Raw genomic sequence first — 13240 nt, forward strand, 5'->3', positions numbered from 1 at the left:
CCGGCCTTGCTCATTTTGTAGCGTAACGGTTAACAACTCTTTTCGCTTCAACGCTGGATGTACGTAAGTTTTTCTGTCTTATACGAAAAGTAATGCGCTTTTTTTGTTAAGTGGCTGTCAGTGTCAATTGAATGGAAGAAAATAAAAAAGGGGCAGCGTTGGCTGCCCCCGTGGTGACCCTTCGTTAAAGCACGCGTGCTAAACGGTTAATCACTCGTTGGTTACGGCTTCGAGATCCGCTTTAAACTGCTCAAGCAGCTCAGCACCACGCTCACCGGTCATGCCTAAGAAGGCTTCTTCTACCTGCGGAGCACGCTCACGGAAGGCCTGGATTTGCTCTTCGCTCAGGCGCGTAACCGTTACTTCGTCAGAAGCTTCTTGAATTTTGGCTAATGCTTCATCTGCCAAGCCTTTGATGTGATCAATCGTGTGGTCGTAAGCAGCATCAGAGGCATCCCGCACCAGCTCTTTGTCTTCATCAGACAAGCCTTCATAGAAGTCTTGGTTAGCCATCATCGCGGTGGTAAACCAACCATGACCTGTGAAGGTAAGGTGTGGAGACACTTCATATAGGCCGCCAGACTCGATCCAGAAAATCGGGTTTTCTTGCCCATCAATAATGCCGGTCTGCAGACCACCGTATACCTCACCCCAAGGTAGCGGTGTGGGTGTTGCACCAAACGCATCGTACGTTTCTGAAAGCAGTGGATTCGTCATAGTACGAATCTTTTTATTATTCATATCTTCCGGCGAGCTAATCGGCTCGTCGGTAGTAACGACCATCTCACCTTCAGGGTACATCTTCAGCAGCTCAAGGCCTTGCTCGGCGTAAAGCTCCGGGAACATCTCGTTAATAGCCTTACTCTCATCGAAGAAAGTAAGAACTGTTTCTTCATCAGTCGGCAGCAGGTAAGGAATGAAGAAGATCTGCGCTTCTGGAATCAGGGAACCCGTAAAACCAGGCGACTGATTGACGAATTGAAGAATACCGTTTTGAGTCTGCTCCATAATATCGTCAGACTCACCTAGCTCACCAAAGCGGTAGACTTGAACGGTGTGATCAGAATTCTCTTCAATATAGTCTTTAAACGCGTGAGCAAACACGTCTTGCACGTCACCTTCATACTCTTCGTGCGCATAACGCCAGTTGTCTGCCTGAGCAGCAGCGCTAAGACCGAATAGCAATGCGCCGACGCTCGCCGTGGTCAATAACTTCGTTGTTACTGAACGAGTCGAAAAAGATTTGCTTGCCTTCATGCACAATTCCCCTTGCGGTGGTTAGCGCGCTATGCAAATGCGCCAGGATCTAATCTTTGAATAACGCAGTTACCTTATTCATAACCGACAGAGTTCTTAACCAACAGAGTTCATAACCGACAAACAATTTAGAAAAAGGCCATATTACCGCTGTGGTTTCGGTGCTTTAAAAGCGTTTATTACGGCCACTTGAGCCGCTGTTTTACTTTGGCTGTACCGCATTATTCAAAAATAGCTTAATTTCAGGCTAGCGTGATGAACTCAAGCGGTCAAGCTGACGGGCCACTACCTGCAGAGACGCGAATACGCTTTTTTGCGCTGATGATGGCATTACTCCACTTTTGTCTAATGTCGAGAAAAACAGTATATCGCGTAGCCATCTTGCGACTTCTCGCGGGCTAATGTCGTTATTCATTAGCCGCTGATTATCCGGCGTGGCCTGCCAGGCCCATACTTGCCAGCGTTGAAGGTTTTCACGCTCGGCCTGAAGTTCCGCTTGCTGGATGGTTTTACGCAGGCTAGCGATAGACTCACTCTCGACGGCCTGTGGTTTAAGATCACGACGCAGCTGGCGCAGCGTCTCGGTGATGCTCTGCTGCCAGCCTAAGCGTGCTTGGCGTATCGCTACTAACGCAGCAGGGTTGGCCTGCAAGCCATACTGATAAAGCCAGCTATGGAACAGCAGCTCACAGACATCAGCGCCTGCTGTGTCCTGCAGTAAGAGGCTCGCCTCCTCAATACCGGGCTGTGCATATAGCGCTAACGCAAAATCCCATAGTGGAGCCTGCTGTAAGCGCTGTAATCGGTTAGAATCGAGCATTGGTTTACCCACTTTTTTCGGGAGAATGCATGATCGCACTGCGCCAAGTCGCCCTGCAACGCGGCACACAAGCACTTCTCGATAACGCTGATCTTACGCTGCATAACGGCGTTAAGGCGGGTATTATCGGGGCAAACGGCGCCGGTAAGTCGAGCTTATTCAAACTCCTACTAGGCGAGCTTGGCCCTGACCAGGGCGATGTGGAGATGAGCGGTGGGCAGCGGATAGCTCACATGGCCCAGGAAGTTGAAGCGCTAGATCGCCCCATTGTGGAGTACGTGCTAGACGGTGATTACGCCTTGCGACAAGCGGAAACCGATCTTTTGGCTGCTCGTAACGCAGACGATGCGCACCGAGAAGCCGAGCTACATGGGCTGATCGAAACGCTGGATGGCTATACGGCTGAATCTCGGGCGGCGCAGCTGCTGGTGGGGCTTGGTTTTGTACAAGCGGATCTTAAGCGGCCCCTGTCGGACTTTTCCGGTGGCTGGCGTATGCGGGTGAACCTAGCGCGCACGCTGTTTATGCCTTCCGATCTGTTACTGCTTGATGAACCCACCAACCACTTAGACCTTGATGCCCTGCTTTGGTTAGAACAGTGGTTAACCCGCTACCCAGGCACGCTGCTGCTGATTTCTCACGACCGCGACTTTCTGGATGCCGTGTGCGATCACATCGTCCACATGCATCACCAAACCCTTGAGCTTTACCGCGGCAACTACTCCCGCTTTGAGCGCACGCGGGCTGAAAAGCTGGCGCTACAGCAGGCAGAAGCTGCCAAACAGCAGGCTCGCCGCGAAGAAATCGAGCGCTTTATAGCGCGCTTCCGCGCCCAGGCCACCAAAGCCAAGCAGGCGCAAAGCCGTGTAAAAATGCTGGAGCGTATGGGGGATATCGCCGTCGCCCACACGGATTCGCCTTTTCACTTCACGCTGCCCGCTGCCGATAAAACCTCGCACCCGCTGCTTGTGCTGGACCAAGCCACCCTGGGCTATCGCAGTGAAGCAGGCGATGTTGCGCAGTTGGAAAAGGTCAACATTACGCTGCTGCCCGGCAGCCGTATCGGCTTGTTAGGCCCTAACGGGGCGGGTAAGTCGACATTGATTAAGTCGCTGACCGGCGAGCTGGCGCTGCTAGAGGGTAAACGCGTTCCCGGTGAGCATCTGGCGATTGGCTATTTTGCTCAGCATCAGTTGGAAAGCCTGGACGTGACCACAACCCCGTTTGTGCATGTGCAGCGACTCTCTCCTACGGCGAGCGACCAGGAAATTCGCAATTTCCTCGGCGGCTTTGGCTTTAAGGGCGATGATGCCTTTGGCGAAGTGGCAACTTACTCTGGCGGTGAAAAGGCGCGCTTGGCACTGGCGCTAGTCGCCTGGCAGAAACCCAACCTGCTGCTACTTGATGAGCCAACCAACCACCTGGATTTGGAAATGCGCGAAGCGCTCACCGAGGCGCTAGCGAGCTTTGAGGGTACGGTGATTCTAGTCTCCCACGACCGGCACCTGCTACGCGCCACGGTGGATGAGTTCTGGCGGGTGGCCGATCATCGTGTGGAACCCTTCGACGGCGATCTGGATGACTACCGGGTATGGCTAAAGGCGCGTCTGGAAGAGGGCCGCCGCGATGCGCGTAGCGAAAAGAGCGAGCGTCAGAGCCAGCAGCCCAGCGGCGATCGAAAAGCTGCCCGTAAAGCCGCAGCGGAGCTGCGCGAAAAGCTGCGGCCGCTGAAAAAACAGCGCGACCACGCTGAAAAGACCATGGAGAAAGCCCAACAGGCGCTGGAAGCGGTCGAAGCAGTGCTTGCCGACCCAGCGCTCTACACCGACAGCGCCCGCAAAGCTGAATTAACCCAAGCGCTTGCCCAGCAGGCCGAGATTAAAGCGCGCTTAGACGAGGCCGAACAAACCTGGCTCGCCGCCGAAGAAGCGCTTGAAACCATGGAAGCCGAACTGCTGGCTAGCGAAACTGCATAAGCTGACGCTCAGCGCCTAACTTTCCAGTAGAAAGGTAACCGGCCCATCATTAACCAGCGCTACCTGCATGTCAGCGCCGAACTGGCCGGTGGCCACCTTGGGCCAAGCCGAACAGGCTTGGCTGACTAAGTAGTTAAAAAGCCGTTCGCCATCGTCAGGCGGTGCAGCGCTTGAGAAACTAGGACGTAGCCCTTTGCGAGTATCGGCCACCAGGGTGAATTGGGAGACCAGCAACAGCCCCCCTTCCGCCTGCTGCAGGTTGTGGTTCATCTTATCCTCAGCATCACTGAATATGCGGTAGTGCAGCAGTTTGTGAAGCAGTTTATTAGCCTCTGCTTCGCTATCGTGCTTCTCCACCCCCACCAGGGCTAATAGCCCGTGGTCGATGCTACCGACCACCTCGCCATCAACTGTAACGCTCGCCTTTTTAACCCGTTGAATCAGTGCTTTCACGCGTACCCCTTGCCCTATTTTCTATCGTTAGCAACGTCCAAGCGTTAGCCGCAGGCTCGACCATCTCTTGCGGCTGTACACGGTTGGCCTAACGAGTACTGGTTTACTTAGTTTTGGCCCAGCAGCGCATCACGAAAATCCTCGCCTAGCGGACGTTCACCCAGCCAGATACTAAACATAGCGCTGGCAAACTCCGCGCTATCGTCTTCAAACAGCGTTTCTCCATTGAGCCCAAGGCGCAGCTGCTCGCCGTCCCAACTCAGCAAATAGCGGTCGCCGGGAACAACGTCGCGATAGCGCTGATTCAACCGCGCAAGAGGTTCTTGGATTTGGTTGAACTCATAGAGCGTCAGCGAATCTCTCAGGGTCTCTTCAGTCGCTTCGGCGAAGTCGCCAGCCTCAATGGCGTGAAAATAAGCAAGTTCTAGACGACGGGGGACATCGCTTAACGGCTGCGGCTCGGTTTCACCTTCAAGCTGGTAATAGGCACCTGCGTAAGCGGTCCAAATCATATAGCGGAATACACCGCTGCCCAGCAGCGTATAGCGCTGGCCGTCCTCTTCAACAGTACGGTCAAAGCGCTCGCCACGTTCGGTGACGCTATCCGCAACGGCCGCTGATGCAAATAAAGCCATACCTGCGACCAGTATGACGCTAACTAGGCTGCGTTTATGCATGGTAAGGGGCACAGTCAAAACCTCCGAGTTGAGTCGCTCTATGATGTGTCACGCTGACCTAACATCATAGCTATACATACAAACTCGATACATAAAGGTTCCGTATCACCCTTACCACGCTCGGCACAGCATTAAATCGCAGTGCGGCTCGCTAAGAAGCATCTCGGTTAGCTGGCTGGTATGGTGAGGCTGTCCCCGACTGCCGATAATCACCAGATCAGGGGTGTGGCGTTTCATATAATCATGCAATACGTTGCAGGGTTGGCCCTGCTCCAGCACAAGCTCAATATCCGGTACGCCCTCAAGCTCGCGCATCAGGCTCTCAATCTCGTTATCCAACGCTTCACGTAACCGCGTTACTTCATGATCGCGCCACTGAGCATAGTACGCTTGGGAGCCTAACTCTCGCTCGCCGGGCAAACTCCACGCATGGAGCAGCGTCAGCTTCGCTTCAGGAAAGCGAATTAACGCCTCTTTTAGCGTTTGACGAGCCGCCAGCGAAAAATCGATGGGCACCAAAATATGCTGCCAGGGTTGTGTGGGTAGGTAAGAGGCAACCACCACCGGGCACGGCGCACTGCGCAGCACTCGCATCACGGTAGTACCTGAAAGTAGGTCTTTCTGGCCGCGCTTACGGTGCATTCCCATAACGATTAATGAGGCATGCCGCTCATGAGCTTCGCGGACAATCTCCACGTGTGGAGACCCTACCAACGTTTGAATCATTAGCGCGGGGGCTTCCAGCGCATAATCTTCGCGCAGATCCGTCAGCGTCGCGCTAATGTCTTCACTCACCGCGCGCTCCACCTCATGCAGCACCCGACGCGGCAGGTAGGGGTCGAGTACGTGCAAAATATCGAGCTGGGCGCCTTGCGCGTAGGCGAGGCGCAGTGCACGGGCAAACGCGGCGCGGTTATCTTGGGAGAGATCCGTGGCAAACAGCAGAGTCTGAGACATAGCACAGCTCCTTGGCCGAGCAGTCGGCGCAGTCGTGAGACAAGCAGGCACCTTTCAGCATGGTGCTGGAATGCGCATACCGCAAGCTAGCTTATCGCTATCCTTGACGGTTCCGTTCGCTTAGCTGCGCCACGTCAATCGGCTCTTTGTCACTCGGTCACCACCAGGCATGGAAATGGTGCACCGGGCCACGGCCTTGACCGACGCTTAACCGCTCGCTCGCTTCTAACGCGGCGTGTAGCCACCGCTTAGCTTCACTGATGGCCTCTATCGGCGTATCCGCATCGGCATCTTGGGGTAGCTTTGCCAAGCACGCGGCAATCGCTGACGAGAGCGCGCAGCCGGTACCGTGCAGGTTTTTTGTCGCAATACGCGAGGCCGGAAGCCATGAATGACCCTGAGGCGAGGCTAATAAATCCGGGCAGGTTTCCCCACGTAAATGACCGCCTTTTAATACCACATAGGGCGTCCCTAACTGGGCAAGCCCCGGCAGCATGGCTTCCATTTCATCGAGCGAGGTAGGCGACGCGCTCCCCAGCAGCACCGCAGCCTCAGGAATATTGGGGGTTATCACGTCGGCGAGCGGCACGAGAATATCGCGTACCGCGCGAATGCCCGCATCATCCACCAGGATATCGCCACTTTTCGCCACCATCACCGGGTCCAGCACGATCCAGCGGGGGCGGCGTGTGCTCAGCACGTCAGCAATGACTTCGGCCACCTCACGACTAGCGACCATGCCAATTTTGACCGCATCCACATGGACATCGTCCAGCAGGTGTTCCAACTGCTCGCGAATAGCCTGGGGCGCAATAGGGTAAACAGCGGCCACCCCACAGGTATTTTGTACGGTGATCGCCGTAATAACACTGGTGCCGTAAGTTCCTAACGCGGAAAACGTTTTGAGGTCTGTCTGAATACCGGCACCACCAGAAGGGTCGGAGCCTGCGATGGTCAATACATTGGCTATTTTTGTCATAGACGCCTCTACATAATGGAGGGCAGCCAGGTGGCAAGCCCTGGGAAAAAGGCCAGCGCCAACAGCATACTTAACTGCAGCAAAATAAACGGTATGACCCCTTTATAAATGGCCGAAGTAGGCACGCTTGGCGGCGTAACACCGCGCAAATAGAACAGCGCAAAGCCAAACGGAGGGGTTAAAAACGAGGTTTGTAAGTTAACTGCAATCATAATGCCTAGCCAAATGGGGTCGATGCCCATGGCTAGCAGTACCGGCCCGACAATCGGCACCACGACAAAGGTGATTTCAATAAAGTCGAGAATAAAGCCCAACAAGAAAATGACGAGCATCACCACTAACGTGGCGCCCACGACCCCACCTGGCATGGATTCAAACAGCTCGGTGACAAGCTCCTCACCACCATAGGCGCGAAATACCAGCGAAAACAGCGCCGCACCAATTAAGATGAGAAACACCATGCTGGTGACCTGAGCGGTTGAGTGCAGCACCTCTTTGAGCATCGCAATATTCAAACGGCGGTTGGCAGCAGCTAAGCACAGTGCACCAAACGCGCCTACGGCGGATGCTTCGGTGGGTGTCGCAAACCCGCCTAAAATCGAACCTAACACGGCAATAATGAGTAGTACTGGGGGCAATAACCCTTTTAATAGCAGCGGCAAAATACTGCCGGTATGGCCTAACTCTGCTTTTAGTGCTGCACGATCTGCCGCGGGAGCCGTAGAAGGCTTCAGCCAAGCCGTTATCAACAGATAAACAATGTACGCAATGACCAGTAGCAGCCCAGGCACCAGCGCCCCGATGAATAGATCACCAATCGAGAGTGTTTTAGGACTCCACACGCCCATGGAGAGCTGCGCTTGTTGATAAGCCGTTGAAAGCACATCACCCAGCAGCACGAGAGCAATCGAGGGCGGGATTATCTGCCCAAGCGTTCCCGTTGCACAGATTGTGCCCGTCGCCAATGCGGGGGAATAACCACGCTTCAACATCGTGGGCAGCGATAGCAGCCCCATCGTCACCACGGTAGCACCCACAATACCGGTGGAAGCTGCCAACAGCATGCCGACAATCACAACCGCAATACCTAGGCCACCGCGCAACGCACCAAACGCCATCGCCATCGCATCAAGCAGCGTTTCCGCCACCCGGGACTTCTCTAGCAGTACCCCCATCAATACAAACAGCGGCACCGCCAGCAGCGTTTGGTTAGTCATAATACCGTAGAGCCGGTTAGGCATGGCGTTCATCATCCGGGGTTCAAAAGGCACCGCAACCCCCATGGACTGAAGCAACAAGCCAAAACCTGCAAACGCCAGCGCGGTTCCCGCCAACGCCAAAGCAACCGGATAACCAAGCATGAGCACCGCGCACACCGTGGCGAACAGCACCAGCGGCATCAGTTCTAGTAAAGCAGCCAGCACTAGAGAATCTCCTCATGCTCGTGAGTGGCGTTAGGTAGTTTGCCGCGAATAATCAGCGTCTGGCGCATTAGCTGCGCAACCGCCTGCAGCAGCAGTAGCCCCACCATGACTAAAATCAGCGTTTTCAACAAAAAGACGCCGGGAATACCACCATCGGGGGAGCGCTCCAGCACTGCCCAGCTGCTCTGCACGTAGCTAAAGCTGCTGATTGCGATAAAGAGCGTCACAGGGATCAGTAGGAAGAGTGTTCCCAGCAAGTCGATCCAAGCACGCCCCCGCGCCGTTAGACGACGATAAAAAATATCGACCCGTACATGACCATCGCGTTTAAGTGTCCAGGCCGCACCCAGCATGAAAACAGCGGCATGCATGTACATCACCGACTCTTGCATCACGATACTGTTGATACCGATGAAGTAACGCATTACCACAATGGCGAATTGAATCACCATCATGATAATCACCAGCCAGGCAATGGCCCGGCCCACCCCTTCGGTCAAGCAGTCGAGCCAGCGCAATAAACGTGGCTCCTGGGCATTTGCACGCATTGAGGTTGTCCTGCATTAATAAAACGGCCCAGAATCATCGCTGATTCTAGGCCGGACGTCATCCCCATAAGCACGCTATTCGAGGCTAAGCGCCAATTAATACGCTTATTCGGCGTTTGAGCGCCTGTTGGCTAGCGCCGCTGCTTTTTCTCTGCATCGGCTAGCGCGTTTAGGCACGCGACGGGCAGCGGAAGATCCACCGCTATCGGTAGATGGTCTGAAAATAGATGATCCAGCACGCGCACTTCGGCAGCTTCGAGGGTTTGCGAAAGCAGGATATGATCCAACGCACGTCGCGGCTGCCACGAGGGGTAGCTTAAAAGCGGCTTGACCGGGTGTAGCGGCAGCGACGTACTGAAGCGTTCATGGGCATGCAGCTGGTCAGGCGTGCAGTTCAAATCTCCCATCACCACCACATGGCGAAGAGGCTCAATAATGTCACTTAAGTAGTTAAGCTGCCGAACGCGGCCGCGATGGCTCAGTGCCAAGTGGGCCACAAAGATATGCAGCGCGTCAGGCCCATTACCATAGCGCACATGAATGGCTCCGCGTCCAGGCATTGCGCCTGGCAAACGGTGCTCTTCAATACGACTAGGCACTAAGCGAGAGAGAAGTCCGTTACTATGTTGGGCAATACGCCCCAAATTACGGTTTAGCTGTTGAAAATAGTGGGGAAACCCCGCCTGGCTGGCGAGGAATTCCACTTGGTTAACACTGTTAGAGCGAAAACTTCCGCCGTCAGCTTCCTGCAGCCCAACCACATCGAATTGACTAAGCACCTCACCCATTATGGCTAAACGCTTTAAACGCTGAGGGTGAGGCAGGAAGTGCTGCCAACTACGGGTAACATAGTGGTGGTAAGCGGACGTCTGAATGCCCACCTGTAGATTAAACGTCAGCAGCCTCAGATGGCCATGATCCAATAACGATTTTCCGTGACTGGAAGTGAGCCTATTTGATAAGCCGCCGACATGGCCTTGCTCAAGCACTGTTATTCTGCACGCTCGCTACGTACGCGTTCAATTAACGCATCAGCAATTTGCGGCATATTATCCAGGCTACCGGCCGTGCTGGGGGTCACTACATAACGACCATCCACCACCAGTGCAGGCACACCCATTAAGCGCATTTCACGCATGCGGCTGTTAGCTTTATTCACGTCACTACGCACGCTAAAGGCCGTTAAGGCTTGCTTCGCCTCTTCTTCGCTGACGCCGTAATCGGCGAAAAACGCAGCAATCTCATCAGCGTCGGTCAGCGTGCGGCCGTCTTCATGGATGGCATCAAAGAAATCCGCATGCAGCTCTTCCTCAATCCCCAGCGACTTTGCAGCATAAAACGCATTCGCGTGGGTATTCCAATCGCCCCCCATGGTCGCAGGCATATGCACGATGCTGACATCGTCCTCAAGCGAGTCGTACCACTCGCTTACCGGCGTTTGCAGGCGATAGCAGTGCGGACACCCGTACCAGAACGCCTCGGTCACTTCGATTTGCCCGTCGTCTACGTTTGTAGCAACAGGGTTAGCAAGTAACGTGTAGTGCTGGCCTTCGACTAGCTCTTGGGCACTGACAGCAGCAGAAAGACCCAAACCGGCCAATGCGACCATTAACGTTCTAAACATAGCGAGAATTCTCCAAGGATAAGCGAAAGCTGTGACCGTTGAGCAGGACAAGAGGTTCCCTATCTCTTTTATTACCAGAGAGATAGGAACCCTTGTTGGCAACGGCTAGTTCAGGCCTAGTAGATAATTCGCTACGGCTTCCATATCGCGATCGCTCATTTTGGAAGCGATATCGCCCATGATGTTGTTCGGGCTGTTGGCACGCTCGCCGGAAGCAAAGTCTTGCAGCGTAGACACCGTATACTCTGTGTGCTGGCCTGAAAGCGCGGGATACACCGCGCTACCGATGCCAGCACCTGTGGGAGTATGACAAGCGCTGCACGCAGGTAACCCTTTCGACATATCACCGGCCCGATACAGCTCTTCACCGCGCGCTAGAAGCTCTGCATCTTCGTCGCTCGCCTGGCCGAGATTCGCATCTAGGCCGGCGAAATGAGCCGCGACATCCCAAGCGTCTTGATCAGAGTAGTTATCTACTTGACCGGCCATTTGCGCGACAACGCGGTTGCCATCGCGAATGTCCATAATTTGCTTAGCTAGGTAGGACATCTGCTGCCCTGCCAGATTGGGGAAACTACCCGCTGCGCTAATGCCCTGCTGGCCGTGACAGGCCGCACAGGTTTGGGCCAATTCACGACCCGCCGCCGCGTCAGCGTCGGCTTGGTAGTCAGTTTGCGCGTGGGCGGTGCCAACGGCACCCATGGTAATTGCCAGGCTTGCCAGTAACTTTCTCATTGCTAGTCCACTATGCCGTTTGATTATTGACTGGTACGCATCCTGGGCGCCGCCCAGGTTCAGCACTTTACCAGGGTCAGCTCCGCCAAAACGAACAACATATTGTGTTGGTCGCTGCTGGCTAGAGCGCGATGGTACACTAGCGCCCCAGGTCGCAGTTATAAACCTCTTGCATTATAACGAATCACCCTAGCGGCGGGAATGCAAGTCCAAGACTGCTTTTGGGGTAATTCGTCGCGGTACCGCTTTTTTTCACCACAATGTGATGAAGCGGGCCGTTTATACGTTCGTTTTCCAGGATTGATTCCATGACTACCCCCCATGACAGCCTAGCCCCTCGACTGAACTACCCCACGGCGCGCTTTGTGATCAGCGCACCGACCCTTGCGCTCTGCCCAGACGATACCGGTGCGGAAGTGGCCTTTGCCGGGCGCTCAAATGCCGGTAAATCCAGCGCGATTAACGCACTGACCCAGCAAAATGCCCTGGCGCGTACGTCACGCACGCCTGGTCGCACCCAACTGATCAACTTTTTTAGCGTGATGAACGATGAATCACGCCGCTTGGTAGACCTCCCCGGCTACGGTTACGCCAAAGTGCCGGAGTCCGTTAAGTTAGAGTGGCAGAAGCACTTGGCGGAGTATCTTCGCAACCGTTTTAGCCTGCGTGGCTTGGTGCTGCTGATGGATGTTCGTCATCCGCTTACCGAGTTCGATCAGATGATGCTCAACTATGCCGACCAGCGCGAAATGCCGGTACATATTCTGCTTACCAAAGCAGATAAGCTAAAAAAAGGCCCGGCCAGTGCCGCGCTGCAAAAAGTCCGTTCACGCTTAAAAGAGTGGGAAGACCTTGTGTCGGTTCAGCTCTTTTCATCGCTTAAGCGCGACGGCGTGGATACGCTTTCCAAGAAGCTCGACCAATGGCTGCATACGCCGGCTCAAGCAGAGTCAGACTAACCGCCCATTTAAGCGGCTCACACCCTTCGCTTGAAGAACACGTCGTTCTGAAAACACAAGGGTTCGCAATAAGCACGAACAAGCACCGTCTGTTTAGCGCCGCTTCTCCAGCCACTCAATTAGGTTGGGCAACTCTTTGACATGAGCAATGCGGTGGACGCGCGCGGGCAGCGCCTGATCCCCTTGCTCGGCTATCCAGGCAGCATGCATCCCCAGCTGCTGGGCCGGCAGCACATCCTCTTTCCAAGAGTCACCCACGTGCATCGCTCGGTTTGGGGACACGTTCAGCCGCTTCAGCGCGGTCAGAAACGGCTTAGGGTCTGGCTTCGGTGCCAGCAGCTCCCCTGCGGCAATCGCCACGGGAAAGTAGCTGGCCAACGGCTGACGCTTCAAGTGGATGTTGCCATTGGTAATCGCGGCCAACCGATAGCGTTCAGCTAAGGCGGCTAACAGCCCAGCCGCTTCAGGATGGGGCGTTACCTGCACCCGCAGGCGGTGAAATTCATTCATCGCAGCAGCGGCCCACATAAACGCGGCACTGCGCGGCAAACCACTGGCTTCCAACTGAGCCTCTAATGCCCGTAGTCTCAGCCAGGTAAAGTCGCCACGCCGCTCGGGCACTTGGCTGGCCCACTGCTGGCGGCGCTGCAGATAGTCCGTCACCCCCTGTTCATAGCTCAGCGCTAACGGCGGCTCATTGCGGGCGTCACGCCATATCGCCAGGGCTTCTAACAGCCAACGATAGTGCCCCTCTTCGGTTTTTAGCATCACGCCTTGGTTATCCCAGAGCGTATCATCAAGATCAAAAGTAATCGCGTCTAGCGACGACAT

At 54.8% G+C, this 13240-nt stretch carries 14 protein-coding genes; 2 read left to right on the plus strand and 12 right to left on the minus strand.

Translation table 11 applies throughout. From position 1 onward, the window contains the following. Positions 1–210: 210 nt before the first annotated feature. Both dctP and LG301_RS16225 read right to left on the minus strand, forming a co-directional pair. On the minus strand, positions 211–1257 hold the full coding sequence (dctP, locus tag LG301_RS16220; RefSeq protein ID WP_404472173.1) for a TRAP transporter substrate-binding protein DctP: 1047 nt from the start codon (positions 1255–1257) through the stop codon (positions 211–213). 247 nt (positions 1258–1504) lie between these two features. Further along, complete coding sequence (locus LG301_RS16225; RefSeq protein WP_404472174.1) at positions 1505–2077, minus strand: TIGR02444 family protein; 573 nt, start codon at positions 2075–2077, stop codon at positions 1505–1507. A 29-nt stretch (positions 2078–2106) separates the two neighbouring features. Here LG301_RS16225 and LG301_RS16230 point away from each other — a divergent pair, with 29 nt between their 5' ends. Continuing rightward, complete coding sequence (locus tag LG301_RS16230) at positions 2107–4053, plus strand: ATP-binding cassette domain-containing protein (RefSeq protein WP_404472175.1); 1947 nt, start codon at positions 2107–2109, stop codon at positions 4051–4053. A 15-nt stretch (positions 4054–4068) separates the two neighbouring features. On the opposite strand, the gene dtd is transcribed toward LG301_RS16230, so the two are convergent. From dtd to LG301_RS16275, 9 genes are all read right to left on the minus strand, one after another. Beyond that, positions 4069–4506 (minus strand): D-aminoacyl-tRNA deacylase, encoded by a 438-nt coding sequence (dtd, locus tag LG301_RS16235; protein WP_404472176.1) that lies wholly within the window; start codon positions 4504–4506, stop codon positions 4069–4071. A gap of 107 nt (positions 4507–4613) precedes the next feature. Then, a complete protein-coding gene (locus LG301_RS16240) occupies positions 4614–5141 on the minus strand; it encodes a chalcone isomerase family protein (protein ID WP_404472177.1) in 528 nt (175 codons plus the stop codon). Positions 5142–5294: 153 nt separating this feature from the next. Further along, complete coding sequence (locus tag LG301_RS16245; protein WP_404472178.1) at positions 5295–6140, minus strand: universal stress protein; 846 nt, start codon at positions 6138–6140, stop codon at positions 5295–5297. Between the two features lie 157 nt (positions 6141–6297). After that, a complete protein-coding gene (gene thiD / locus LG301_RS16250; RefSeq protein ID WP_404472179.1) occupies positions 6298–7119 on the minus strand; it encodes a bifunctional hydroxymethylpyrimidine kinase/phosphomethylpyrimidine kinase in 822 nt (273 codons plus the stop codon). Between the two features lie 8 nt (positions 7120–7127). Next, a complete protein-coding gene (locus LG301_RS16255; RefSeq protein ID WP_404472180.1) occupies positions 7128–8543 on the minus strand; it encodes a TRAP transporter large permease subunit in 1416 nt (471 codons plus the stop codon). Further along, on the minus strand, positions 8543–9091 hold the full coding sequence (locus LG301_RS16260) for a TRAP transporter small permease subunit (RefSeq protein ID WP_404472181.1): 549 nt from the start codon (positions 9089–9091) through the stop codon (positions 8543–8545). The genes LG301_RS16255 and LG301_RS16260 overlap by 1 nt, the downstream gene beginning before the upstream one ends. A 131-nt stretch (positions 9092–9222) precedes the next feature. Further along, positions 9223–10014: an endonuclease/exonuclease/phosphatase family protein gene (locus tag LG301_RS16265; RefSeq protein WP_404472182.1), complete on the minus strand. Its 792-nt coding sequence runs from the start codon at positions 10012–10014 to the stop codon at positions 9223–9225. Positions 10015–10082: 68 nt separating this feature from the next. After that, on the minus strand, positions 10083–10715 hold the full coding sequence (locus tag LG301_RS16270; protein ID WP_404472183.1) for a thiol:disulfide interchange protein DsbA/DsbL: 633 nt from the start codon (positions 10713–10715) through the stop codon (positions 10083–10085). Positions 10716–10820: 105 nt separating this feature from the next. Further along, a complete protein-coding gene (locus LG301_RS16275; protein ID WP_404472184.1) occupies positions 10821–11450 on the minus strand; it encodes a c-type cytochrome in 630 nt (209 codons plus the stop codon). Positions 11451–11758: 308 nt separating this feature from the next. On the opposite strand from LG301_RS16275, the gene yihA reads away from it, so the two are divergent. Continuing rightward, the gene (yihA, locus tag LG301_RS16280; protein ID WP_404472185.1) at positions 11759–12409 is read left to right on the plus strand and encodes a ribosome biogenesis GTP-binding protein YihA/YsxC; all 651 of its coding nucleotides are present in this window, start codon (positions 11759–11761) and stop codon (positions 12407–12409) included. 93 nt (positions 12410–12502) lie between these two features. On the opposite strand, the gene LG301_RS16285 is transcribed toward yihA, so the two are convergent. After that, positions 12503–13240, minus strand: coding sequence for an HAD family hydrolase (locus LG301_RS16285; RefSeq protein ID WP_404472186.1), 738 nt, complete (start codon positions 13238–13240; stop codon positions 12503–12505).

This window comes from Vreelandella venusta (genome assembly GCF_044809155.1).
Lineage (GTDB): Bacteria > Pseudomonadota > Gammaproteobacteria > Pseudomonadales > Halomonadaceae > Vreelandella > Vreelandella venusta_B.

What these genes read in the sequence shown, in the direction of transcription:
- LG301_RS16230 (WP_404472175.1), top strand. Translation starts at nt 2,107, where the DNA reads ATGATCGCACTGCGCCAAGTCGCCCTGCAACGCGGCACACAAGCACTT.
- LG301_RS16260 (WP_404472181.1), bottom strand. Translation starts at nt 9,091, where the DNA reads ATGCGTGCAAATGCCCAGGAGCCACGTTTATTGCGCTGGCTCGACTGC.
- LG301_RS16285 (WP_404472186.1), bottom strand. Translation starts at nt 13,240, where the DNA reads ATGTCGTCGCTAGACGCGATTACTTTTGATCTTGATGATACGCTCTGG.
- LG301_RS16275 (WP_404472184.1), bottom strand. Translation starts at nt 11,450, where the DNA reads ATGAGAAAGTTACTGGCAAGCCTGGCAATTACCATGGGTGCCGTTGGC.
- LG301_RS16240 (WP_404472177.1), bottom strand. Translation starts at nt 5,141, where the DNA reads ATGGCTTTATTTGCATCAGCGGCCGTTGCGGATAGCGTCACCGAACGT.
- LG301_RS16245 (WP_404472178.1), bottom strand. Translation starts at nt 6,140, where the DNA reads ATGTCTCAGACTCTGCTGTTTGCCACGGATCTCTCCCAAGATAACCGC.
- LG301_RS16270 (WP_404472183.1), bottom strand. Translation starts at nt 10,715, where the DNA reads ATGTTTAGAACGTTAATGGTCGCATTGGCCGGTTTGGGTCTTTCTGCT.
- thiD (WP_404472179.1), bottom strand. Translation starts at nt 7,119, where the DNA reads ATGACAAAAATAGCCAATGTATTGACCATCGCAGGCTCCGACCCTTCT.
- LG301_RS16225 (WP_404472174.1), bottom strand. Translation starts at nt 2,077, where the DNA reads ATGCTCGATTCTAACCGATTACAGCGCTTACAGCAGGCTCCACTATGG.
- dctP (WP_404472173.1), bottom strand. Translation starts at nt 1,257, where the DNA reads ATGAAGGCAAGCAAATCTTTTTCGACTCGTTCAGTAACAACGAAGTTA.
- yihA (WP_404472185.1), top strand. Translation starts at nt 11,759, where the DNA reads ATGACTACCCCCCATGACAGCCTAGCCCCTCGACTGAACTACCCCACG.